Origin of the sequence: Nocardia sp. CA-119907 (assembly GCF_050955995.1) — a bacterium.
In the GTDB taxonomy this organism is placed as follows: Bacteria; Actinomycetota; Actinomycetes; order Mycobacteriales; family Mycobacteriaceae; genus Nocardia.
Genome location: NZ_CP192091.1, coordinates 4838732 through 4864324 on the forward strand (window position 1 = coordinate 4838732; position 25593 = coordinate 4864324).

Annotated in this window: 1 protein-coding gene; it reads right to left on the reverse strand. The window is 65.9% G+C overall.

From position 1 onward, the window contains the following. Entirely contained in the window at window positions 1-25455 is a 25455-nt protein-coding gene (locus ACQP2D_RS21380) for a LuxR C-terminal-related transcriptional regulator (protein WP_433677681.1), read from the reverse strand. Window positions 25456-25593 lie beyond the last annotated feature (138 nt).

Here is a 25593-nt window from a genome sequence, read left to right on the forward strand (position 1 = left end):
TTAGCGGCGCAACGAAAGATAGTGGTCGGCTTGCTCTGTTCGGGCGGGCTCCCGGGATACTCCCGAGGTTTCATCCAGTGCGTCTTGGATCGCCTCTTCCAACTGTCTCCGGGTGGCTTGGTTCGGATATGTGATTCGGCCTGACCGGATGCGCTGTGCGCGCTTCGCTGCCTTCGTGACCGATGTCAGTTCGTCCACAATGCGCTGGTACAGCTGCGCCATATCGAGCAGTGGCGCTGGGAGGGCGCCCCAGTCGTTGAGTGCCCGGATGGTAGCGAGAACCGCCTGCACGCCCTTATGCATATCGTGCGCGACAGGGGCCCAGCTGGTCAGAGCGAACGCTAGATCCGACAGGGAGTCGTCGTTGAGGATGCTGGTGGTGAACTGGGGTTCCCCGAGGTGATCGGGCTCGGCGGTCAGTATCCATCGCAACCTCATGATCACCGCGTTCAGGAGCCGGGCCGAATCGGTCAGCTCCCGGATCTGTTGTGGTTCTCCGCGGAAAGCGGCCTTTCTCGCGGTGGTGTCGTCCAGCGATTCGGTCAGCAACTGCCGGGCCTGGGGGAAGGACAGGGAGTCCGACCAGGTCAGGAGTTCTCGTGTCGAAGCCGTTGCGATATCGGGTATTTCGGGCCGGGGATGCGGCGTGGTGTCGTCGGCCGCCGGGGCGGCCGAGTCGGTATCAGGGTGGGGAGGCGTGGTCACTCGGTGGCCCGGTGGATCCCATACACCCAGGGCCCGAAAGAGGTCTTGGGTGCGCAGGTGTGGGTCCTGCCGCCAGGCCAGTCGGGTGGTGTGGAACGCCTGTATCAGCTCTGTCCGGGCGAATGCGATCTGTACAGGGGTGAGCATTCCGTGGGCCGCGGCCAGGGACAGCCGGTGGAGGTCGTGGATTATGCGCTGGATTTCCATGAAGAGCAGATACATATCGAAGACCTCGGGTTCCGTCGATATCCTCCGCTTCAGGTCTTCGGCGGTGGGTGCGGACTTCGTGAGGTGATACATCCGGACGAGGTCGAATACGCGGTCACCCGGCTGGGCCAGCTCCAGATCGATGAGGACCAGCCTGCCGTCGGGCAGTAGGAGCAGGTTGTAGAAGTGCCCATCGGCGGACAGGAGCGCGAACGGGGCCCGGTTGATTCCTCGCCGCCGCCACTGGCCGAGCGAGTCGGCCCATTCCAGCACGGGCGCGAAAGGCTGTTCCGGCACACCCAATTCGGTGAACGCGGTGGCGAATTCGCGCGCCTCCCCAGCCAGGTTCGCCATCTCCTTCGCGACCTGCCAACGGATGAATCCCGCGCGGTCCCCGTAGCCCAGAAACGTGCGTAGGTGTATATCCTGCATCAGCTCCACCGCGGCTTGTACCGGGGGCTCGGGCAGCTCCGCGAGCGGTATAGCGCCCTCGAAGTACTCCAGTAGCAGCACTTCGTCGGCATGACTGCCGTCGGGCAGGTCGACATCGTGGAATTTGTGATACACGCCGGGGACGGCCGCGCCGTGGGCGGTGTAATATGCGTGCGCTCGGGTCTCATTGGTGACGACGGCGTCGAGGTTGTCGGTAGCTCGCTGCGGGAAACGCAGCATGTACTGACCACCCCCGACCACGACATTGCGGTTCTTGCTGCCCCGCATCGCGGTCTCCAGACGGCTCAGGCCTTGTTGCAGCAGTGCGTTGGCGACGTGATCGGGCATGGGGACACCGGTGGTCGCACCCAGAGGCCGGTATTTCTTCCTGGGGAGTTGTCCGGGTACGAGCGGCGGTGTTTGTGGCGGTTGTGTGTTGCTGTCCGCGGGCGCCGTGTCGCCGGGGGATTCGGCCAGCGCCGCAGCAAGCCCGCGAAGGGCGCGTCGTTCTACGGTGCGGGGTGGTTCTTTCGGCCGGCTGGCATGCGTGGCGTCCAGGAGATCCGCTGCCTCCGGCCGGGTGAGTGCCCGGCCGAACCGAGCGGTGAGGTAGTCGCGCACGACAGCGGGGAGGGTGGCCAGGGCGGCCTCGAGTTGTCCCCGGGTGCTCATGTGCAGGGCCGTGACCTCGGGGGCGGCGGGATCGGCCCCCGCCTGGTCGATCAGGCAGACCAGCAGGGCCTGACGGAAGTGCCGGAAGTTCTTGTGCTCGTTCGCAATCCGCGTGGCGGTGGCGAGCAACGTGGCCTCGTCCCGAGCACCGGCTTGTGCGATGGTTTCGGCTACGAGGCCGGGAGTATCGCGCTCGGCGCCGTTCACGCGGCCGACGCCCAGGATGCGGTCGATCTCCCGCGTGACCGTGTCGATGTACTCGGCGGGCACGGACGGTGTGTCGTGACCGTCCGCATCCGGCTCGGCTCGTGGCGGCGCGGGCGGCGGCTTCGTTCGTGCGCCCCGCAACGTCGCCTGCAGATCGGCCAGTCCCTGAGCCAATTCGTCCCGAATCCGGCTGCCGGCCACGAGTTGTTCGTGTGCGATCTCGGCAATCCGCGGTGACGTCGCGTGCATGACTCGCCGGTTTCGGGCGGCGCCGCGCAGCTGGTCGTGTAGTCGGTCGAGCTCGGCGGTGGTGGCGCGCAGGGACGGAATATCGTGGGTGCGGTTCAATTCGTGCAAGACTCCGACCGTGCGTCGGAGGTGGTCGAGTCCGGACTCGTAGTCGGTGGTGTCAACGAGTTGATGTGTTGCGATGGTTAGCAGGTCGCGCACGTAGTCCGCGCCGGCTTCGGCGAGCTGTTCTCCGGTCGCCGATCGCGCCGACTCGAAAGCGGTTGCGTGCTGGGGCAAACGGCCGAAGGCCTCGGCGAGAGCAGAGTCGAGCTGCTGCTGTGAACGCGTACGCAAGTAGGAGTCGGCGAGATCCAGCCAATACAGCGTTTCGTACACGATGCCGTCGAACCACCTCGCCGGTGCCGCTCCTAGCGCCATCGCCACCGAAATATACTGTGCCCAAACTATTTTGATCGGATCCCCCGGCAGCGCTGTGGCAAGTTGCTCGATGTGATCGTGCATCTGCGCGAAGCCGAGCGGCAGGGGGTGTAGTGGGTTGGGTGCACTGAGCCGGGCAGGAACGGCTCCTACGGCATCGGCAACAATCTGTGCACTGCGGTACATATCGCGCAAGACGGCAGACCAGCTGACGACAGTGTGCGCCGCCTCGATCAGATCCCGCTCGTCCACCCAATTCGGGTCTCCCGAATCGACGATTGCGGCAATGGTGTCGACGGATCCCGCCCACAGCTCGGCGAGCACGGCATTCAGCGCTCGTCCCGGACCGGCCAACTCCGTCATCGGCGGTGTTTCGCCGCGACCGACCGCCGCCAATTGCTCGGATACTCGATCACTCAGATCCAGCATCGCGCGCCACGCCTCTGCAAGGGTGAGACCGGCGGCCCACGTTTTCAGTTCGGCCGCGGTCGCCCGCACCGGATCCGGACTCGGGACCGGATCGGACGCCGGTTCGGCGGGAGCGAAGCGTTCATTGCGATCCTGCTCCCGTCCGACCCTGGTCGTGGGCCCAGGGCTGTGGAGCCAGTCGACGGCATCGCCGGGACCGATCGGTAGCTCGGGAGTTCCGTTGCGGTGGAAGATGATTGCCGAGACTCTCGCTCCGGCGGATTCGAGGGCGGAGAGTTGGGCGAGGCGGGTCCGTGCCTGTGGCCCGGTGAGGTTGCGGTGTGTCAGTGCGCCATCCGGCTGCGGGACGACTTCGTGCAGGTGAAGCCGGCCGGCATGGTCGGTTGTAAGGCTGAGCGCGTGTGCGTCGACGCGTTCGGGCTCGGCGTCGCGGGCTTGGATCGTCAGCAGGGCCAGATCGGCGGCGTCACCGGGGTTTTCGATCCGGGCGACGAATTCCGCGAGCGGACTGTCGGTCCATCGGCCGTGGGCGTATTGCGCAAGTTCGCGTGGGTGAACGCCGACCTGCTGCACAATCGCGAGCGTGTCCTCGTCGGGTAGTTCGATCGAGCCGGCCTCGCGGTAGCGATCGCGTGCGAATGCCAGTTCGGCAACAGCGCACAGTGCGTTCGCCGCGGTGCTGTTCATCCCTGAGTCCAGGCCCATTTCGCGGTCATAGCGCGCTTGCCAGTCAGCGTCCGATTCACCGTTCGGCATCGGGGGGTGTCCGCTGTCGTCCAGGTCGCTCAGGTGCAACGCCAACGCATCCAGATATGCCTCGGTCAGCCCGGGCCAGGGCTCCTCGTCGAGTCCTTCGCACAGGTCCTCGGCGAGGTCTTCGGCGCGGGTCTGCTGGATATACGCGGCGACCAGGAGCTTGTTGAAGTCGGCCAGCGCATCGAGTGCGGCCAGCATGGTCGAGTCGGCGGGGTTGGCCTGCCGCAGGTCCGCAACGATGCGGCGCCAGCCTCGTGGCGTGACGTCTTCACCGTCGACGGCGTGGAGGCCGATCGGACGTCCCGCGTCGTCGCGGCGCTTTTCGAGCCGAGCGATCGTCTCGGCGAGGGAGGGCCGGTCCGGACCTGGTTCCTGTCGCGCCATTTCCAGAATGCGCGCGAAATTCGGTGCGACCACCTCGGTGTACCAGGCGTGGACCTGTGGTCCCATGCGCGCGTACTCCGCCTCCGAGGCAACGATCCGCCGGTGGATCTGTTCGAGTTCCGGGATCGGGAAGTTGTGCCTGCTGATACGGGGGCCATCGGGTCCGTCCTGCACGAACAAGCTGGAGAAGCCGTCGGTCAGCAGCGGGGCTCCGGGCTGCCGGCCGATGCCGAAGGTGTTGCTGTTGTCCACCGGGATCAGTCGTACTTCATGCTCTTGTCCCATGTTCAGGCCCTCGTGGCGGTCCCACGGCTGCGTCAAGACCTCGGCCAGTCCCTGACGGCGGGCGGCCGGGGTGTGGCGGTAGCGACGCCAGCCGTTCTTGCCCAACGGGTTCTGCAGCACGCCGGGGAAGTACTCGATGAGCAGTCGCCGGTCGCCGACGCGCAACACTTGCGGAGGTTCTGCGTTCACATCCCGCAGTGTTCCGGCGGCTCGTTCTTCGGCGTCGGCCTCGACGGTGGTGCGGACCGTTTTCTCGACGACCTGGAAGCGATAGGGATTTGCGTAGGTGATCAACTCCACCTTCTCCGACATCGTCGGGTCGCCGATGTCGTCTTTGAGTAGATTGCGTGAGAGTTCGCCCCACTCCTGTGCTTCCGCGACTTTTTCGGCGAACGGCCGATCGTCGTACAGGGAGTTGAGCCACGCTCGCTTGCGATCATCGAGGTAGTAACCGGCCGCCCATAATGGTTCGGGATCGTGGCCTGAGACCACCCGGTAGGTCACGTTTCCCTCGTCATCGACTGCGACGTGCCGAAACTCGATAGGCGTCCTGCTCTCGGCGAGCTCAGCTCGCAGACCCGGCTCGATGACGTCGACCAGCCGGGCTTGCCCGAGCATCGGCGATGCGACGATCACCCTCGCACCTGTCGGCGATCGATCGTCGCGAACGGCTCCGATGCCTTCGCGGGCGACCACAGCACCTTCGGCTTCGAACGTCGCTCGCGCCGCCAGAATCGGCAGTGCGGCGCGGATCTCGTTCAGATACCGCTGCCACGCCTGAATGTGCGGCAGTAGCGCGCGCAGCTCACCTATCGCGTCGCGGTCGGCAAGGACGCGTGCCGTGAGCTGGTCGACCACGACACGGCGACGTATCGCCTCCTCCCGACGGTGTTGAGTTTCCTCGATACCGTCGAGCTCCGCAGCCACGTCTTCGACGCTCGCCTGGTGCAGATGCTCGGTGTCGATGCCGAGTTTGCGTGCGGGCCTCGAGGCTTCGGCCATGACCTCGGCTGCCCCCTGCTCAGCGCGCGCGAGTGCGCGAAAAACACTGTCCGGCAGGCGAATCCGCTGATCTTGCACTGTGCCGGCGGGGCGAGGTCGGTTGCCGGGATCGTCGGCACTGGCGGTGGCGGTCGTTCGCGTCGTGGCCGCACTGTCCTCCTCACCGTCGTGGCGCACCAGGGCCAGCGCTACGACGATCCCGTCACGCACACGGAAGCGGCCCGCAACGGTCGTCACAGGATGGGGTTGGGTGGGCTGGAGGGAAGCCGCGGACGTCAACTCGGCGTGGAAGCTGCCGGCGGTTCGGTCGATCGTGACGTCGACATTTTGCTCCAGAATCTCCGGGCGGAGCCCATCGACCGCGTCGCTGTCTGGATAGAGCTGGTAGAACGCTTCCATTGCGGCGTCTTTGACTGCCTGCCACACGAGCAGCGGATGAGCATCCTTGCCCAGATCCCGGATGCCGAGCCCGATCGCTCGATACGGTCCCCGGGTCACCACCGCAACGGCGTAGCTCGGCGAATCGACGCTCGGTGGCACGGCACCGGTGACGCCGTCCGGCCAGGGCAGTGACCCGTCAGGCGATGTGGCTGCCGAGATCTGGGCAGCCACATCGGCGCTGATCCCGATGTCTTCCAATGCCTCCTGGGCGCACAGGAGTGCGGGATAGGCGTGCTTGTCGACTTCCTGACGAGTGTGCAGCTCGACGAAATGGATATCGGAGGGGAGCAGGGGTGCGATCACTGCCTCGCTGAATTCGAACCAGATCGATTCGGCGTCATCTGTCTGTGTGACGCCCGCGTAGTCGGCCCAATCCAGCGAAAGAGAATTCGCGGCAATGGGGTTCCGTCTGTTGTGCACAATTTCGATACGGGCGCGGCGATGTTTGGCTCCCGCGGTGGATACGGCGATCCGGACTTCTCCATTGCTCGCATTGCGTGCTGCGTGGACCATGGCCGTGACAGCTGCTGAGGTGTGTTGGATGTCTTCGGCGCTGGACCAGCGTGCTTGCTGAAGCCATCCGGCTATCGCGTTGCCCGCGCGCACCGCATGCTGCTGCCACTCGTCCTCGGTGAGACGAGGTCCCGTCACCCCCCGCGGTCCGACCGATATCTCGAATATCGGGTGCTCGGGGCGTCGGCCGGGAACCACCACCGGCTCATCCGGATCGGGACCGGGCTCGAACAGGTGATCTGTCCATGTTGCCGCGGTGTCGGGTCCGACCCGTATGTGCCACTGGCCGCCCCTGCTCGGATCGTGCACCTGCAAGCCGACCCGGCTGACCAGCTGGTGCGGGTCGAATCCCAACAGGACGACATCCGCGTCGAGTCCGTCTGCGGCCGCGCGACTCTCGGCAGCTACCAGCCCTTCCCACAGCCGTGTGCAGTAATTCAGCAGTTGGTGTTGTGCCGCGCTGCGGTCCTGGACCGGCGTGTCGCGGACCTCCTGGGCAACTTGCTGTAGCAGTTGCTCGGCGGCGATGTCGAGGACGGCCGGTGACACCGCGAGGCCCATCCGGAGAACCTGGCGTGCATACGCTTTGGCGAATGCTGCCTGATGCGGTGGGCTGTAGGAAGTGAGTGCTCCACCGTTGGACGCCACTTCACCAGCCAGGGCGACTTCGCTGGGGGACAAGGGTTGCGGTGGCGCGAGTTGCGGTGCGCGGCGTTGGGTGCGGCGTAGCGGCGTGTTCCCGGCGCCCGGTGGTGTGTTCTGGTCCGGCTCGCCGGCCTCGCCGGACTTGCGATCCTTGCGACGCCAGAAGCCGTGCTTTCCGAACATGTTGACTTGGGCCATATCCCGCACATCGCCGCGAAGTTCGACCCGTTCGTCGAAGGGGTTGTCGGGTACCGCGCCGAACGACCAAGGGGTGCCTCGGCCGGCTTGGGAAGCGGCGGGGCGCGGGGGTGCGACCTGGCTGGTGGACGGGGAATCGGGCAGGGCCTCACCCGCTTCGACCGCACCCACGGAACCGTTGTGGACGTCGGCCGAAATTCCTTGCGTGCCATCGCTGAATCCACGGTGTTGAGCGTCGACTTCGGCGACCACCCGGCGCAGGCGTTCGAGTCCGCCTGCCCGTTCCAGCAGATGTCCATACGTTTCGATGATCTGCTCGGGCGCAGCCCGGTACCTGGTTCCCTTGCCCTGGTAGAAGCCGTAGAGGCTGATCATTTTCGCGCCCAGATCCGAAACTTCGACTGTGGCGCCGGTTCCGGTGTTGGTGACGATATAGTCATCGGAACCTGTCGTGCCGTCATCGAACGGCGAGTCTTGAAGGCCCTGAGTACCGATTTGCGCGATGTCGTACGAGTGGTTTCCCTCGGTCAAGTAGTTGTACGCCCGGTAACCGTTGACCACGTCGCGCGTGCAATCGATGGCGACGGCGAGGTCGGTGTGCTGGAGTCCGACGGCGCGGACGAGGTCGTTGTCACGAGCCATCGTGTCGAGCAGCCTGTCCTGCGGGCCGAGGAAGCCCTCCGATGAACCCACGAAATCGATGGGATCGCCACGATCGAGGGCCTTCTCCAGGTCGAACGGCTGCATCCGTCGCTCGAGCTCGTCTATCGAAATCCCGTTGATGGTGGGGAGCTCGCGAATCAGTTCGGTGGAGTTTTCGCCCGCCACAACGAATCCGGTGTCTTCCCTGCGAGGCGGCACGGGAGATATGCCGATGTTTTCCGGCGTCACCGGACGCACAACCTGCGAGTCCTCCAGCACAATGCTGTCGCTGACGAATGTGTAGTCCAGAAGACCGTTGGTCAACCGCAACCCCATCGGGGGGCGAGTATGGGCGGATTCGACCGGAATGAGCCCGAGAATCCGAGAGTGCTCCAGCAACTTGCCCATTCGGCCGGAGTGCGGACTGAGGAATTCGATGCTGCCATCGGGGCGCGGTATCACGGTCAGCACTACTCCGTCATGCGTCAGACGCAGGACTCCGTCGGCCAGCACCTCGAATCCGGCGTCGAGCAATTGCTGCTGCAACGGGACTCGTGCATGTTCGCGGATATCCAGCTCCCGCAATGTCCCGGCACTGTCTTCTGCGAGCAACCCCCCGTCACCGCACGCTCCGTGGGAGGCGAACGAACTCGTGAAATCCTGTGCGCCGTAGTTCTCTTCCCCAGGGACGATACAGCGATAGTGCACCCTCAGTTCGTCCGGAAGGCGTTCAATCGCCAGTGACATCACGTGTTTGACGGTTTCGAAGTGGTTCGCTGGCTGGTGCAAGATCAAGTGGTCACCTTTGGTCTCGACCAGAAAACCCGCAGCGCGGTAAAGTCCGGTGCCCAACCTCTCGACCCCCGCAATCTCGGAAAATGCGGGAATCCAATCCGGTTCTGAATCCTTGTCTGCGCCTGCGGTTGTGGCCTCCGCCGGACCGTCGTTCCCCTGTGGATCGCGGAGTCTGAAACGTGCCAGCATTCTGCGCCACGATGACTCCGCCGGTGCGGCGGAGTCACCCGGCGCGGGGCCGGTGTGCCGATCTGAAGAGGGCGACTGTGGAGTCGGGGTGCGTGCGGCCCATGGGCTGGGCTGTGCGGGCCTGATGTTGTCCGGTTGCTCGCGGCCGAGGCGAGTGCCGGCGTGGGGGGTTCGGTCCCAGATTTTGGTGTTCCAGCTGGTGTGGCCGACGGGGTTGTCGGGGTGGACGTCGCCGAACTCATCGATGGTGTAGCCGAGGGCATAGAACTTCGCCCCCTGATCGACTATCTCCGCCAGACGTTGCAGCGCATCAATTCCTCTGTGCGGGGCTTCGATGGTGTTACCGGTCGCGTCGAGTGCGGGTGGGCCGTCAGGGTTCCGGCGGAGTTCGTGCAGCCAGAGTTCACCTCCGTCACCTCTGGCGAGGGTGACTATGTGGCCGTTGATGTCGTATTCGTTATTCTTGGTGCCGTCGTCCTTCGGGGGATATTCGATGGTGAGGAATGCGAAGGCGCCCTCGTTGTCACCGCTCACTATGGCGTCGGCGAGGTCGTAGACGGTGGGGCCGGTGGGGGCGGTGTCCTGTGGCCCGGCAGGTTTGACGTATTCGGCGGGCAGGCAATGGGCGCGCTGGGAGAATTCTCTGGGGCGGATTCCGAAATGCCTGATGATGGCGGCGGTTTCGGCATTGGGAAGTTCGAAGAAATTGCGCTCTGCGATGAATGTCTCGACGACTTCCTCGGGAGCTTCTGTGAAGTCTTCGCCGGGGTGTTTGTAGTCGAACTGGAGCTTGCCCAGGTACCAGCCGGCGAAGCGGAATGCGCTGAGCGCACAAGCTCCGGGCACTCCGGGGCCGAGGGCGGCTTCGAGGGCAGCGCGTATCTCGTTGTCGGTTTCCGGATCCACGGTTTCGGCGGGCTCGACGGCGGGAGGTGTGTTCTTGCGACCGACTCGGCCGACGGCACGGCCCACGGCACCGCCGGCGAGTCCGAGCGTCGCGGCTCCGGCGATCGCCAGCCCGGTCGTTTCGAAGGTGGTGTTCTGCCCCAGCGAACCCGCCAGGGTGCCGAGCGTCAGTCCTCCTGTCGCCCAGGCGCTCATGCCGACCGTTCTTTTGAAACCACTTGCGCTGGAGAGCTTGTCGAAGCCGACCTCGCGCTGGAACGTGGTGTTCAACCGGGGCAGGGCGGCGCTCTGGACAAACACGGCCGCGGACAGTGCACCCGTATTGGCATAGATATTGTCGCTCAACACGTTGACGAGTCCGGTCGCGCCCATGGTGGCGGCCAGCAACCCGAACCAGTGCCTTGACGTCACCCCTCCGACGAAGTCATCGATCTGCTCGCCGAGTGATCGGCTCAGAATTATCGGAGCTAGCTCACCTGTGAGAGTGGTGGCCAGTACGCGGCTCGCCGACGGAACAAACGCTATCAACGCCATCTGCTGCCATGGCAACGGAGCAATGCGCACGGTCAGGCCGACGAATTCGATCCCGTTGAACACATTCATGGCGAATGCGTTGGCGGTGATGGCCCGCGACAGCGGGGTAGCCGTGGCGGCCCGGAACCCCTCGGTCAACACCCCGGACAGCATCGACCCCCGCTCGGGACGAGATTCGGACTCGGACCGAGATTCCTCGGACCCGGATTCCTCGGGCATGGATCTCAGCGCCAGAGAGTTCAGCAGGAACGAGCCGGCGTTGAACAGCGAGGTTGCCGCTGGGCCGACAGCTTTGGTTATGGCCGCGCCGAACGCCGAGCCCAAGGTCTGTGGAATAGCCTGCTGCAGAGCGAGATACTCGTTCAGTCCATCCAGCTGGGTTCGCTGGGCCTGCGCGTTCGCGCTCAGGCTGAGGCGGGTTAGTTCATTGGTCGCCACGCTGTTCCAGAAGTTGGCGAGAACGGCTTCGGCCGAGACCAGCGCGACGACGGTGCCGGCGGCGCCGAGGGGCGGCAGGGGCAGCACTCCCGACGCGGATCCGGCCAGCACAGCGGCAACACCGCCTGATGTGAGCAGCCCCCCGAATTGCGTGCCTCGCAGCAGTCCTCTCGATGTGAGCCTCCGCAGTCGCCCGTCCTGCGGAAGTCCCTTGCTGTTGCCGACCTGACCGGCAATGTGTCCGGTGATCATCGGCGCCACCACATTCACGCCGTTGACAATGAAAAATCCGGCACCGGCCCACAACGTCGCTTCGTCCGCGGTTGTGCCGGCTCGCATTTGGAGATCGATCAAAGCCAGCTGCAAACCGGTGCCCGCCGCCTCCGTGCCGATGCTGTCGATCATCATCGTGCTCGCCAGCAAGCGAACCGTGCGATCCTCACGCAGCAGGCGCCCGAACGTATCCCGCTGTTGCCGTGTCTCTGCTTCGGCTCGCTGCGCACCGGCCTCGGCCAGCGCCGCCGCCTCCGGATCATCGGCAGGCAGAATTATCGGCTTCGGTGTTCTCGGCCGACGGACGTGGCGCCAGAGGCCATGAACCCGACCGCGGGTGTCCCGCAGCTGTTGTGCCTGCGGATTCGGTGCTTGCCCGGTCTCGTCGGGGTCGCTTTCCGGAGGACCGGTGATGTCGATATCGGCGAAGGCCGGATCGACCTCGGAGGCATCGGACGGGGTGCGTGCCCGCAGTGTGCCATCGGGTGCGGTTTCGAAGTAGGCGACGTAGGTGTGGTCGGGGCTGGTGTAGCTGGCTTTCCAGTCGAGGTATGGACGCCGGTGTCCGCCGGTGAGTTGGTCGCGGACGTAGATGTTCGTGAGTCCGGTTCGTGGGTCCTTTTCGCGGGTGATCACGTAGGCGTGTGCCCGGTCGCCCGTGCCGACGAAGATGGCCGCGGCGCGGAGGCTGGGGTCGTTGCGGAGGGTGTCGACCGCGGCTTTCATCGGGTCGTCGGATTGCGCGAAGGGGGTGGGTGATTGATGTTGCAGCCCAGAGGAAGCGGCTTGCTCGAAGTGGGCGGCCTTGAGCCCGGCAGGGGTATCCACCCGGAGGCCGAGCTCGGCGAGGGTGCCGAGGACCCAGGGCAAACAATCGAGCACCCCCCGCGGTAGTGCGGTAGCCGCGGCGTTCTCGCGATCGAACCGGGCCTGCGGTTCGGCATCCGATTCGGTGGGGCGTTGAGCGGGTGTGTCGTGCTCCCGAAGCGGTTGTGGGGCAGCATGACCGGTGACACCATCCGGCACGAGAGGGCTTCGCTCACGATGAAAGCCCTCAGGAGCCGGTAGGGCCGCGAGCGGCGAGCGGGGCACCACTGTGCCGAGACGCTCGGAACCGCCGCGCGCGGGCGCGTCTTCGAGGGCCGACCGTACTTCGGCATCGATTTGTGCACCGGCTTCGGCGGAGCGAACCTTCTTCTCGATCTCCTGGGCAAGATTCCAGGCAGTGACATCGGCATCATCACCCAGCGATCCGGCCACGTAGCGGTAGGCCTCGAGGATCTCGAGCGGAATATCCTCGGCGCGCAACTTGCCTTTCGCCGGGTACTCCAGCAGTCCTTTCAGCTCGCTCAGGATGGCGATGAGGATCTGGCGGGGAGATCGGGTATCGTCCAACGCCGATCGATGGCCGTAACGGAGATAGGTATCGAGGGCGATCTCGGGTGCGATGGCATAGAGCGTCCGGACTGCCGGGTAGAAGAATTTGGTCGCATTGACCACTCGCCGTAGATGGCCCGGCCAACTGGCCACGACGGCCGCGTCGATCGTGCGTCCCAGCTCCTTCTCGAGCAGTGCCATCGATTCCTTGACATTGCCCTCGGTGTTCTTCGCCTGCGGTTCCTCGATGAATTGCCGCGGCCGCGCACCCGTTTGCTCGGCCATAACCCGGAATCGCCTGGCCTCGGTCACACCGGGTCGCTGTGGCTTGTCGGTCGCGCCCTCAACGGTCGCCACACCATGTATCCGGTCCCATCCGGAGGTCACCACCACGACCTTCTCGCGCCCGAGCTGATCGACGATCTGATCGAGGAATACCGCGCTCCCGTCCTCCGGATTCCCGTAGGACAGCACGACGATCGTGCCATCGCGCTCCAGTTCGGGAGTGAGCTCGGAAAGCTGCTCGAGGGTCGATCCCCACTCGGGGTCGGACCGCAGATAGTTGTAGATCTGTTCGGCCGCGGCCATGAATTCTTCGGTAACGACCCCCTGGCCCCGCAGCTCGTCCAGCCAGGCTCCCAGTGGATCAACGGCGTTCGGATCGCCGTCCTCGGGGCGAGTCGCGGCCACCAGTTCGCCGCGATTTTGTTCGCGGCCGGGCCGGGTGTCAGGGTGGCTCGGCACGTCGGCGACGGCCAGGACCATGCCGTCGCGGATTCGGAAGCGGCCCGATATCTCCGTAACCGGGTCGGGATCGGTCAGTGGCACCAGCGCGGCGGATTCGATCTGCGCCCGGAAAGTGTTGGTGCTCAGGTCCATCGTGATATTGACATGTTTTTCGGCGATATCTTCGGAGTACAGCGACTGCAGTGCGCCCATGACGGCGTCTTTGGCGATGTGCAGCAGCTGGGTCGGGCGCGCACCCTGATGGAGCCGGTCGCCGCGTTCGTGCTGCCAGGTCTTCAGCCACGCCCATTCGTCGTTGTGTGCCCAGACCGGCTGGGGGCCAAGGCCCTGATGCCCGGAATCGGCCGGCTGGATCTCGTCGAGGCCGAGACCGAGTGCTCGATATGGCCCGGTGGTGGCCACTGCGACGGCGTAATCGGTGACATACAGGAATAAGGGGATCGCGCCGGTCACGCCCGTCGGCCAGGATAGCCGTGCGGTGTCCGGGCGGATATCCGAAGCCCAGAATTCGGGCGCGGTTTCGGGCGTGAATCCGAGGTCCTCGAGCACCCACCGAGCGGCGGCGAAGTGCGGATCGATCATTCTCGCGGCCTCGGCCCGGGTGCGCATTTCGTAGAAATGTATGTCGGCCGGAAGCAGCGGCCCGATCAACGATGTGCCGATTTCGAACCACACCGCTTCGGCGCCATCGAGTCCGATCACACCGTAGTCGTCGGTCCATTCCAGTGGAAGTGCTTCCACCGCAATCGAATCCAGCGCGTTATGGATGACCTCGACCCGGGCCCGGCGGTTCCTGCCGCTGAACGTACGTACCGCGATCCGGATTTCGCCATCGCTGGCGGTGCGAGCCGCGCGCACGGCGGCCGCGACAGCGGTCGCGGTGTGCAACACGTCCTCGGTACTGGACCATCCCTGGCGCCGCAGCCATTCGGCGACCGTCCCACCACTGGCGATCGCTTGGTGCTGCCACTGTTCGTCGGTCAACCGAGGGCCGTTCATGCCCCGGGGGCCCACGGAGAACTCGAAGATCGAGCGGTTGGGCTCCCGGCGGCCGGGATGGACGAGTGCGGCATCCGAAGCGGGCCCCGGCGCGAAAAGCTGTTCCACCCAGGAGGAATCGGTGTCGGGGCCCACCCGGACCAGCCACAGGCCGCGGTTCTCGGCCGGGCCGCGCACCCACAGCGCGACCGTGCTCACCAATTTCCTCGGATCGAACGCCGTCAGCAGGACGTCGGCGTCGCCGTATTCGGTCGCGGTGCGATGGCCGGCCGCAACCAGCCCGTCCCAGAGGCGCAGGCTGTAGTCCAGCAGCTGCTGCTGGGCCGGGCTGCGATCGCCCGGTGCGATGTTCTCGACATCCTGGACCGCCGCACGCAGCAGTGTTTCGTTGGCGGCGTTGAGCAGCGGCGGTGGAGCCGACAGACCCAGCCGGGTGACCCGCTGCGGATCGGCCGCGATCACCGCCGCCTGTTCCTGCGGACCGAGTGCGGTGATCGGGGCGCCTCTCGCCTGCTCGGCCAGCGCGGTCTGGGCGGGTGTCGGCGGGGACACGGGAGTAGGTCGTGGTGGCCGTGTGGTGGCCTGCCGATCCGGTCCGGCCTGTCGGCGCTGTGGTTTACCGGACCAGGGTGTGCCGTCGGGCCGGTGGTTGAAAACTATTGCGCCATCGGGGGTTCTGCCGTACATCGGGGTGCCGCCGCCGCGGACCGGTCGCGTCGCGGGCAGCGCTTGCAGGTCGCCGGGGTCGGGAGTCGGGACGTAGTATTCGACAGCACCGCCAGCAGTAGGGGACCCGCCGCCGCGGCGTTGCCACGGAGTGGGCGCGGGTGCCGAGGTGCCGTCGCCGGTCTCGGTGGTCACCACGTTGTCCGGTGCTACCGCCGCCGGATGGTTGGCAGGGCCCTGGATCAGGACCGCGGTGAGATTGTCGTTGGTCTTCTTCGCGTCGAGCGCGCCTTGGATGTATGCCTGCGCCGCACCGAGCAGCGTGCCCGACCGCGTGAAATCCCGGGCGACCGTTTCGGCTACCGACTCCGCGGTACTGCGGGGATTCGACGGGCTGTTGGCGAGATGTTTGATGGGGCCGTCGGTGAACAGGCCGACGATCCCGGGACCGGAGACCTCGAATACCTGCGGCTGCGGCGGCTGCCACTCCCGTTCCCAGCCCTTACCGAGGCCGGTGAGCGGCTTATTCGCCTCCGGACGGCCCATGGCCTCCCGCTCGGTGATACCGAACAGCTCCATGTACTGCGGGGCGTAGGTGTCGGGCTGGGTGAGTTCACGCGATTCGCTGTCGTCCAGGCTGATCCACACCGCCCGCGCGTCACCCCGGGACGCGGTGATGACCTGAGTGGGGGTCACCAAGGTGACCACGATGGTGGCTTTGGGGGAGTCCACATCACTGGATTCGGCGAAATCGGTCTCGGCCAGATCCAGCACCGCCTGCTGAGCAGCCTCGACCGCTTCGGCAACCACCGCCACCGGATCCCAGGCAGCACCGGCTTCCGCCGCTCGCCGCGCGAAAACCTCGGCCGCTGCCCTCGATCCCACCTGTGCGGCGAGTTCGGCGCCAGTCACATGGGAAACCCCATCGGTGAGCGCCGCGAGAGTCATCTGCTCACCATCGACTGTTGCGGTCGCGATGGTGAAGGCGTCCTGATTGCGGGCGTGCTGCTCGGCAGCCGATCTACCACCGATATCGGTAACGCCGGCAGCATGGCCCAGATCCTGTTCCCGGTGCGCCCGATCGGCAGCGGAAGCCGCAGCGGGATCGGTTGTGGCAGTTCGGCTTTCCACACGGGCGACGATCTGTGGGGGATCGGTCGCCACCAGCAGCCGGTCGAGTTCGAGGACGGTATCCATCGCGGTTCGATGGCGTTGTTCAGCCTGCGCGGCCCGCTGGTCCAATTGGGCCGACAGGTCAATGCTGCGGATCGCTTCGCGCAGCAGCCAGGATTGCAGTGGCGACGATTCCGGGGCGTGCGGGTCGGCTTCGTGGGGGATCGTACTGATCAGCGAGTCATATTGCTCGGAAAGAGCTCTTGGTGAGGTGCGCTCCAGCGCGGTGATCAGGGCGTCGAGCCAGTTGGTCAGCTGTGCCAGCAACTGGTACCGCTGTGCCGACCGATCAAGTCCTGTCTCGTCGAATTCATCGACATCGTCCGCTTGCTGAGCCGCATGGGCGGTGTGTTCGAAGAGGTTGGCGTACACCAGGTTCACCTGCCGGACCGCATTGTCGTCGAGCTCGTCGAGCATGCGGGCGGCATCAGCACGTGGTCGCGCGTTCCGGGCGGCGGCTTCCACCACGGAGGCGATCGTGCTGACCAGGGCGAGCGCGGATTGCCGGTCCGACTCGGCGGTGGCCGCGGCGCGGGTGCGCGCGACCGCGGCGGCGGCATCCGACATCTCCTCGACCGCATTCGCGAACTCCGTCAACTGCCCGACCCGCGCGATGGCGGGCGCGTTGCCCTGCTGGGCTGCCCGCAGTTCATGGTGACGGGCACGGATACGGGCGACCGGCAATGCTCTGGTCAGCTCGAGCAGGGCGGTCCAGCGTGCGGGGTCGGTGAGGCCGTCGAGGTATTGTTCCGCGGCTGTCTGGAAGCGCTGGACGCGCCACGACCGGTGCGCCCGCACGGCGGTCAGTGCTGCCTCGACGGAATCCGGATCCTGCGAGTCCACCGACAATCCCAACGTGGTCGCCAAATCGGTGACCCGCTCACCCAGTCTCGCCAGATCGGTGACAGCGTCGTACGGTTCATCCGCGTGTAGTGGCACGGTTCCCTCGGCATGTCGGCCTTGGTGCCATACCGCGATTCTCAGACTCCGCGCGTCCGGCTCGACCCGCAGCTCCAACCCCATACCGCCGCTGTCGTGCGCCTCCCGCACCGCATTGTCGTCGAAGACGCGCACCGCAATGTCACTCGCCGCCGCGGCGAGATGCTCGGTCCCGTCGGACTGTTCGGCGGTCAGTTCGCTTACCAGGAAGCGGACTGCCTTGTCGAGGTGACGTGGTTCGGTGGTTTCGTTGAGGTAGCGCCAGATTCGGACGCCGGTGCCGATCGGGGTTGCGGTGATTGTCACTTCGTCCCGTTGATCCCGGTTGGCAACGGCCAGCTGCACCGACGAAGAGCCCGACTCACCGACCCCGACCTTCAACTCGACCCATGGCAGGCGGGAGGGGTTCAGGCCGTATCCGTTGTCCAAGCTGCGTTCGCCGAAGTACGCGACTGCGCGTTGGATCATTGCGCTGTGCGACTCGAGCGCGAGACCGGTTATCCGGCCGACTAAGGAGTGCACGTCCGCGAGCGGTACGTCGCTCGATACGCCGCTCCTTTCCAGCTCGCCCACCAGAGGTATGGTCAGCTCGGCCGCTGGTCGCGACTCGGCGCCGCGACTCAGGCGGAATACCGATGCAGGGCCGGTGTATTCGCTCGAGACTTCGGCCGATACTTGGTCCGCATGTACCTCGAGGGTCACCGTCGCATCCGAGAAGGCGGAACGTGCGGGATATTCGAAGACCCGGCCCAACAGGTCGAGCACCGCCAGCACGGTGAGCTCGATTCGCTCCGATGGCCAGCCGCGTAGCATTCTCGATACAGCGGGCTCGACCTGGTCGCGCGGCATATCGCGATGCACCGTCATCGTTACAGACCCGCCGCCATCCCGCGATGCGGTGGCATCGGACGCGTGCGGTGTGGTGGACGAGGCCGACGTCTGGGTGCCGCGATGCCACGGGGTGCTCCCGGCCGACGTAGCGTCGTCGGCCTCGTCACCGAGGTCGATGGTCACAGGGACGGTGGGGTGTATGGATGCCGCATCGGACGTGGTCGCAGCTCGCTGCCAGGGTGAGGTCGGCGTGCCGCTGTCCCCCCGGCCTGTCTCGGGGGCATCGGCAGACTCGGCCGGACCGTCCGCCGGTGGTGGTGGTCGGTGTAGTTCGAACCAGGCGGATTTACCCGAGCGCTCGGGGAGGACGGTTATGCCTGATTCGTTTGCGGCGGCCGCCATCATCGGCAGGCCACGGCCGCGTTCGGCGAATTCGTCCGGCATATCGCCGGTTTCGGGTACGAAGGCGCTTTCGTCGAGGACTTCGAAACGAAGTCTGCGCAGTGCCTCGGTGTCGGTCTGCGTGATGACGACCTCGACCTTGCCGTCGGTATCGGCAAGGGAGTTCGCTATGAGTTCCGACATGAGGATGACCGCGATGTCGACGCCGTCGGGGTCCAGCCAGCCGAAAGATTCGTTCAGCAGTTCCTCGAGGCGATGACGCTCTGCGGCGACATCGTGGGTGCGGGCTCTCTCGCCTTCCCTGCCGGAGGCGCCTGCTGCAGCGCCGGTCGGCCGCACGGTGTATCGCTTGTAGGTGCTCGGCGACGCAGGTTGTGGCCTTCGTGCCGGATTCGTATCGTCATCGCCGAGGTCGATGGCGGCGACGGCGATGGGTGTGCTCGGTGTGCCGTCGCGGTGTGGTAGGCCGGGTACATCCGTCCCACCTGCGAGCCGGACCAGCTCGTCGAGCACGGAACCGGGGTTGCCGCCGTCGCCCAGGGCGGTCCGTAGTTCCTCCTTGACTGCCGCGCGGTCCTTGGGCGACATCGCGCGCCAGGCCGCGGCCAGTTTCGCAGCGGTGCCGTCCAGTGCGATGCTGGGGCGGAAGCCGGAGGCGGCGGCCTGAGCGCGCCCCGGATCGTTCGCGCGGGCAGCAGCGAGGGCGTTGCGATGTTCGGCATCCCGCCATATCTCGGCGACCGGTACTCCGAGCAGCAGCGCTTGCAGAGCGTAGGCGGGGCTGGTGAAATCCTTTGGTGCACTGATTCCGAACGCGCTGTTGGCCTCGGCGAGTGCCTCTCTCGGGTTGAAGACAGGGAGTGCGCCGAGGTCCGATTCCGGCTGATCACCCTCGTTGCCGGGCTCGCGCGCGAGTATCCGGGCACGGATGTCGGCGCCGAGCTGACGCAGCCAGGTGCGGTACAGAGGTTCGAGTTCGATCTTGCCATCATCTCGACGAGAGAGCCCGGCCTGCCGCAGCCACGCGTCGAGCGACTGCCGGCTCTCGATATCGCTCAGCCACGCATCGAAGGCGGCGAACAGCCGGCCGTTGGGCGGCAGCGTCTTCCTCGTGCGGCTGTAGCCGTCCAACCGGCCTAGCCAGTCGTCGAATCGGGTGTCCCGCGGCAAGACACCCGCCGCGCGTAAACCCGCGAAATGTGAATACAAGAAACCGAATGCGCGTGCCTCCAAGGAGTCGCCGCTGCGGCCGTCCCAGACCGACCTGTCGTACAGGTGCGATATCGCATGGCTGGAACTGTCGTACGCTGGATCGCCTGTGGGGGTCATCAGCCTGCCCTTGCCGGCGGCCTTCTGCATAGCGTTGCGGAATCTCTCCGGATCGCCGTACAAATTCTCGTTCAACACCATGACGACTGGGGTGGGGTCGATGAGGCCGTTGGTGTTCCAGATGAATTCGGCCTTCATGCCCGGTATCGGCGCCACGAGAAGGACGTCGAGCCGGATCCATGGGGCTCTGTCGTAGGCGTCGATGATCGCGTTCCGGATGGACAATGCTGTGGCTGCGGAGATACTCGGCTTGTCCAGCCCGAGTACGTCGATGCCGTAGGCGTCGAACAACTCGGTGGCAATGGCTCGCTTGGTGAGCCGGTCCGATGCGGTGTCCGGTGCGGGCGCCGGATCGCTGTCGGGCGCCGTCGCGTGGGACCGCTTCCCCAGTGCGAAAACCTGCGGTACCGCACCGGCAACGACCCGTTGCAGCACCGCCTGCACCACCGTGGGAACCAGGCCGCGGGCACCTAGTTTGTGGCCGGCGCTGTCGAGCTCTGCCTGTGCGGTGTCCTTGGAGATCGCGAGCTGTAAGGCGATCGCAGCGGTGGACAAGCCGATGGTAGCCAGCTCCAGCACCTCGACCTCACGCGAGGTCAGGGTGCCAAAGCTCGCGATATTCGTCAGGGGGCGGCTGCTGTCGGGCGCACCGATGGGAAGCTGTCCCCGGCGCAGGGCCGCAGCCAGCGTCGCAACCGCGCCGCTGGTGCCGAGTTTGCGGCCGGCGCTGGCGATATGGCCGCGAATTGTATTAGGGGGCAGTCCCGTTCGGGCGTAGATGGTCCCGAGTGGCAGGTCGTTCGCGATCAGCGTGAGCAGGTCTGTCTCGATGTCCGACAGCTGCGGCTGACCCGCGTTCTCGGCGGATGCCTGCACCTGCTCGCCCAGTTGGGCGATGGTCTCGGTGTGGGCGGCGGTGAGATCGTTGCCTCGGTACAGCGCCTCCGCCGCGTCGGCGACGAGCTGCCGCTGCTCCGGCGTGAGCCGATTCAGGCCGGTGTGCAGCGCATTTCGGGCCGCCTCGGGCAGGGGGGCACTGTCTGGTATGTGTGTCCCGGTCTGTGCGTGCACTGCTGCGTCGACGGCCTGCGCCACCGGCGCGAAGGGTGCACCCTGTGCGCCGCTGGCCTGCAGTGCCTCGACAATGTTGTGAAAGATGTTGTTGTCATCGAGATTACGGCCATCGAGGGCGATCGCCTGCTCACTCTGCCGACCGGCCGGCGGCGCCGTTGTGTCGGCTGCGGGAGTCCCTGCTGCCGACTGCGGGTGCGTGGTCGTTCCGTAATCGTTGATGCCGTTCGTCTGTGCGTCGCCCGTGGCACGCGGAGTTCCCGGGTTTCCGGCCGCGCCGGTTGTCGGTCCTGCCGCATCGTGCTGATTGCCGGTTGTGTTCGTCGCGTGAGTGGCCGTTCCGGTGTCGGCGCGGCTATCGGTCGTGTCGGTGGATGCGCCGGAAACTTGCTGGGCCCCAGGGACGTTCGTGGTGACGGATTCCGCGGAGCGGTCTTGTTCACCCGGAGCCTTTGCAGCCGACGAACCGTCACTGTTCGACGCACCCGTTGCTGAGGCGGCGGCCGCGGCTGCGGCACCCGGAGTACCGGCAGCCGTACCGGGTGTCCCGGCCGCAGACGGTGGCTGTGCCAGCTGGTGTTGCGGTTGTCCCGGGGCGTGCGTGGCATCGCCTGCGCCAGGCGGTGCGTGCGGCTGGTTGGCTCGTCTGGAAGCCCGGGCCAGGCGCGCGCGGTCGGCCGCCTCGTCTTGCAGCACAGGGGTCAGATCGCGCAGCTCTTGCTCGGCCTTCGTGACCGCGGCGGCCGTGTCCTCGACTCTTTGCCGTATCTCCGCCGGGGTTTCATCGTTGGCCGGTCGCGTTGTGCTGGGCCGCACGGCCTCGTTGGTTACCTTGGCGTGTTCGGCAACCGCCGCCGCGTGCTCGGCTACGGCGGTCCGATAGTGGTACACCGCCATTTTCGCCGGAGGGCTCTGCGCCTCGCCGAAGAGACTGCCGGTAACCGAGTCGCTGAAGGCGTAGGTGCCTTTGCGGCCGTTGCGGCCCGCACGTGCCGCGCATTGGTCATCGGTATCGCGGTTGGCCGAGCGGCCGAGCATTTGGGCATGCAACCCGCCCAGCCCATCGACCGTGTCATCGACAACTGCGTCGAAACCGCGGCCGAGCATTCCGGGAGTGCCGACGGTAACGTTGCCTTTTTTGCGGGGCGTGCTCGGCGGCGCCTCTTTGCTGTCCGCTGCGCCACCGCTTCTCTCCGCATCGCGCGTTTCTACCTCGTGCTGTTTGCCTGCTGTATCCATAACCCCGGAGAGGCTCACCTCGGCCGCGTTATTGTCACGAAATTCGGCGAACCACTTGCCGAGGACGGCGGTGTGCTCGATCTCCGCCTTCTTCAGCATCAGCGAGAACTTCCAGCCCACATCATTGGCGGCGATGACGAGCACGGGCCTGCCCTCGTCCTGCAATGCACGGACCCGCTCGACCGCGTCCTTGAGCATCTCTGGCGAGGTGAGGAATATCCGGTCCTGTTCTTTAGTCGGTTTCGAGGTGTGGAAGTCCTCGACCTTCGCCAAACCGCCCTGGACCGGGAAGTTGTCCTTGATTTCGGCGGCGGTGCGCTCCAAGGTGCCCGACATCAGCAGCAAACGCCGGTATTTGCTGAATACTTCTTCCACTGTGACCTGCTTCAACCCGGTCCCATCGGTATACACATCGCAGTCGAACATGGCCTCGATCATCTTGTGGCGGCCACCGAACCAGCGACTGTCGGTACCGACTTTCGGATCGCTGCGCGGTTTTCCGTTCTCATCGAGAATTTGGATCTTGCCGTCGAACTTCTGGAAATCCCGATTCAGTTTCAACCGGCCCGCTTTGACGTCCATGAACGCGCGGGCCATCTCCGTTTCCTCCGCCGTGAACGACCGGCCGGTGCGCTTCTCCCACATCCGGCTCACTGCCTGCAGGCTCTTGTCCGGCTGAGCACGCAGATCCGCAGACGTCAATGCGCGGTCCCGGAGTGCATCTCGCAGGAAATCGCGCACCCGATACACCCCGGCAGCCTCGGCGGCATTGGCAATCCGGCGTTGCCCGTCGGACTGGTAGTGAATGGTCTGGTCATGAACCAGCACCGCATCGGCCTCATCGATGGTCGCCGTGTCCCCGGGCGGCGGCCGATCGAACAGCTCCGCGGTCGCCCGCTCGTCGTAGGTCATGTAATAGACGGTCGGGCGGTCCGGCAGGGCCGGAGGATTGTGCGGATCCCAGCGAGAAACGTCGTAGCCGAGGCTGCGCATCATCGACCCGAACTGCCGCGGACCTTCGTTGGCCAGGACTTCGGTCGTTGTGATCACGTGGTGGATTCGCACCAACCGCCCGTCGGCGAGCTCTACCGGCTCCCCTCGGGAGAGCTGCCACAGCGAATCCTCCTCACCGACAATGGATTTGCCTTGCGCCGTGCCCATCTGACGCATATATCCGTGCTCACCGGCCAGGAACGCCACGACCTGATTCCACCGCGGTGTCTTTCCGGTGCCTTCGCGTATCGCGTGCATGTAGCGCAGTAGCGCCTCCACCTCGTCGCCGGTCTCCATCACCTGCCTGCGCTGCGGCCACGACTCGACGGCCAATTCCTCCTGCCGCGCCTGATACAGCTCTACCGCCCTTTTTCCGGCAGCTTTGAACTGCGTCTGCTGCTCAGGGGTCAGGTCCGGCTTTTCTACCGGATCTCCCGTCGGCAATTCCGCCAGCTCATTGCGCAGCTCTGCCCCAAGTTCGGCCGCCGTTCGAGGGTGCTCCGGCTGGGGTTCGTCTCGTGTGCCGGTGTGTTCGGTGTCGCTGTCGGTCTGCCGCAAAGCGGTGTCGTCCGCGGCGGTTTTGTGTTCGGCGCCTTCGTGTTCGGTGCGAGTCCGAGGTTTGTCGTCGGCACGTGCATGGTTCGGCTCGGGGGAACCGTCGGCTTGTTGCCATCCATCGGCACGGGGCTGGTTGTGTCCGGAAGCCGGTGCGGGCTGAGGTCCACCTTCGTCGCTTCGTCCGCGTGATGGTTGGGCAGAGCCGACTGCCGGGGTACGTTCTTCTGCAGCGGCTTTCGGAGCCGAGACGCGAGGCGGGTGGCCGTCACCGGCTGTCGCCGGGGCCGCGGCGGATTCTCCGACCGGCTGTTGCCGGACCTCACCGGCGGCGGTGCGTCCGTTCTCATTGGGCCGCACAGCGGGGACCTCCCGCTCGGCCACCGCATACATGGCCGGCGCCCGCTGCCCGGACGAGTTCGGCGCCGTACCTTCACGCTGCGCGGCCGGCCCGTGCTCGGTGACCGCCGCAAGTGGTGCCTCGGGCGCGGCTCCGGGTTCGGCGCGGGGCCCTCGTTGTCGATCGAGACCGGCTGGAACGGGATGCGCTGATTCGTCAGTCGCTCCCGCGCTGCGATCCACCGCTCCCGCTCGTTCCCGTACCAGCAATCCGATCTCGGCTGTCGAATCGGGGTTCACGTTGTCGAGCAACATATTCGGCATTTTCGGCGGCTGCCGGTCCCGAGAGTTGTTCACCACGGGCTCCTGGACCGGTGCGTCCATATCATCACGTGCCTCGCGAGTCGGTGTCGCGGGCTTGTCGATCTCCTTCTGCGGAGGGCCGGGAGCGGGATTCCGGGAGTCGTGGTGACTACTGCGCAGTCCCTGATCCGCCGGATCAGCGGGTAGCGAGCGTCCGGTTTCGGTAGGTCCGACCCCCAACTTCCGCAGGATATCGGCGGCTGTTTTCGGGGCGAGGTCGACAGCAGGAGATGTCGGTGGGGCGGAACGGATTCCGGCTGCGGCGTGGCCGGCTGCGCCGATGATGCCGCCGGACATTGTGGGCAGCAGCCCCTCGCGGAGAGTTCGGGGGGTAAGCCCCTCGCCGGATAGCTCGAGCGCGGCGGCGGTACCGGCCAGGCCGCCGACCAGACCGCTCATGCCGCCGACCACACCGGCGCCGCCGATGAGGATCAGGCCGCGTCCGGCGCGACTGGCGCTCTGCTCGGCCAGCGCGGTGATTGTGCGGTTCGCCCAGCGATTTCCGAACCATCGTCCGAAGATCACGGATGCTGGACCGCCGATACCGCCGGACACTGCCGCGATACCGGCCGCCGTCCCGTCCATCTCGTGGCGATGGCCGTCGGCCATCTGTTTCAGCTGAACTGCGACATTGATGCCGCCACCCTGTACAGCGCCGATCACCGCCATCTTTCCGACCAACGCGATCCCGCCACGTTCGGCGGCAAATCTTGCGCCGTGTCCGGACAGGTATTGCAGCAATTTTGCCCAAGCCAGCTGTAGCGCTTTCTCAGTGCGCATCTTGACGGCGTAAGCCTCCAACGCGCCGCCAGCGGCGAAGGTGATCGCGGCGTGGGCCAGCGTCCAGGCCAGGATCACCGCGTATCCAATGACCGTCCATTTCTGCATTTCCAGGGCGTTGGCACCCTCATACTGTTGTTTGGCCAGGCTGTCGGCGTGATCGGCCTGCTTCCGGTAGTTTTTCGCCAGGTCGCGATACGCCTGCTCGCCCGCGTCAGCGGTATGTCCCTCAGCGGTCGCCGATCGCTGCGCGGCTCTGTCTTCGTACAGCGTCGCCTGGTCACGGAACCACTCGGCCTTGTCCGACCAACTGTCGGCGACTCGGCGCATCGCGTTTTCGTCGCCGACTGGGAAATGGCCGACCACGCAGTCCACGACCGGTGAGGGCAACCAAGTGGGAAGGCACAGCGCCATTGGCGGATGGCCCCGTCATCCGGCGGCGGGCAGACACACCCGTGGCCCCGCCGC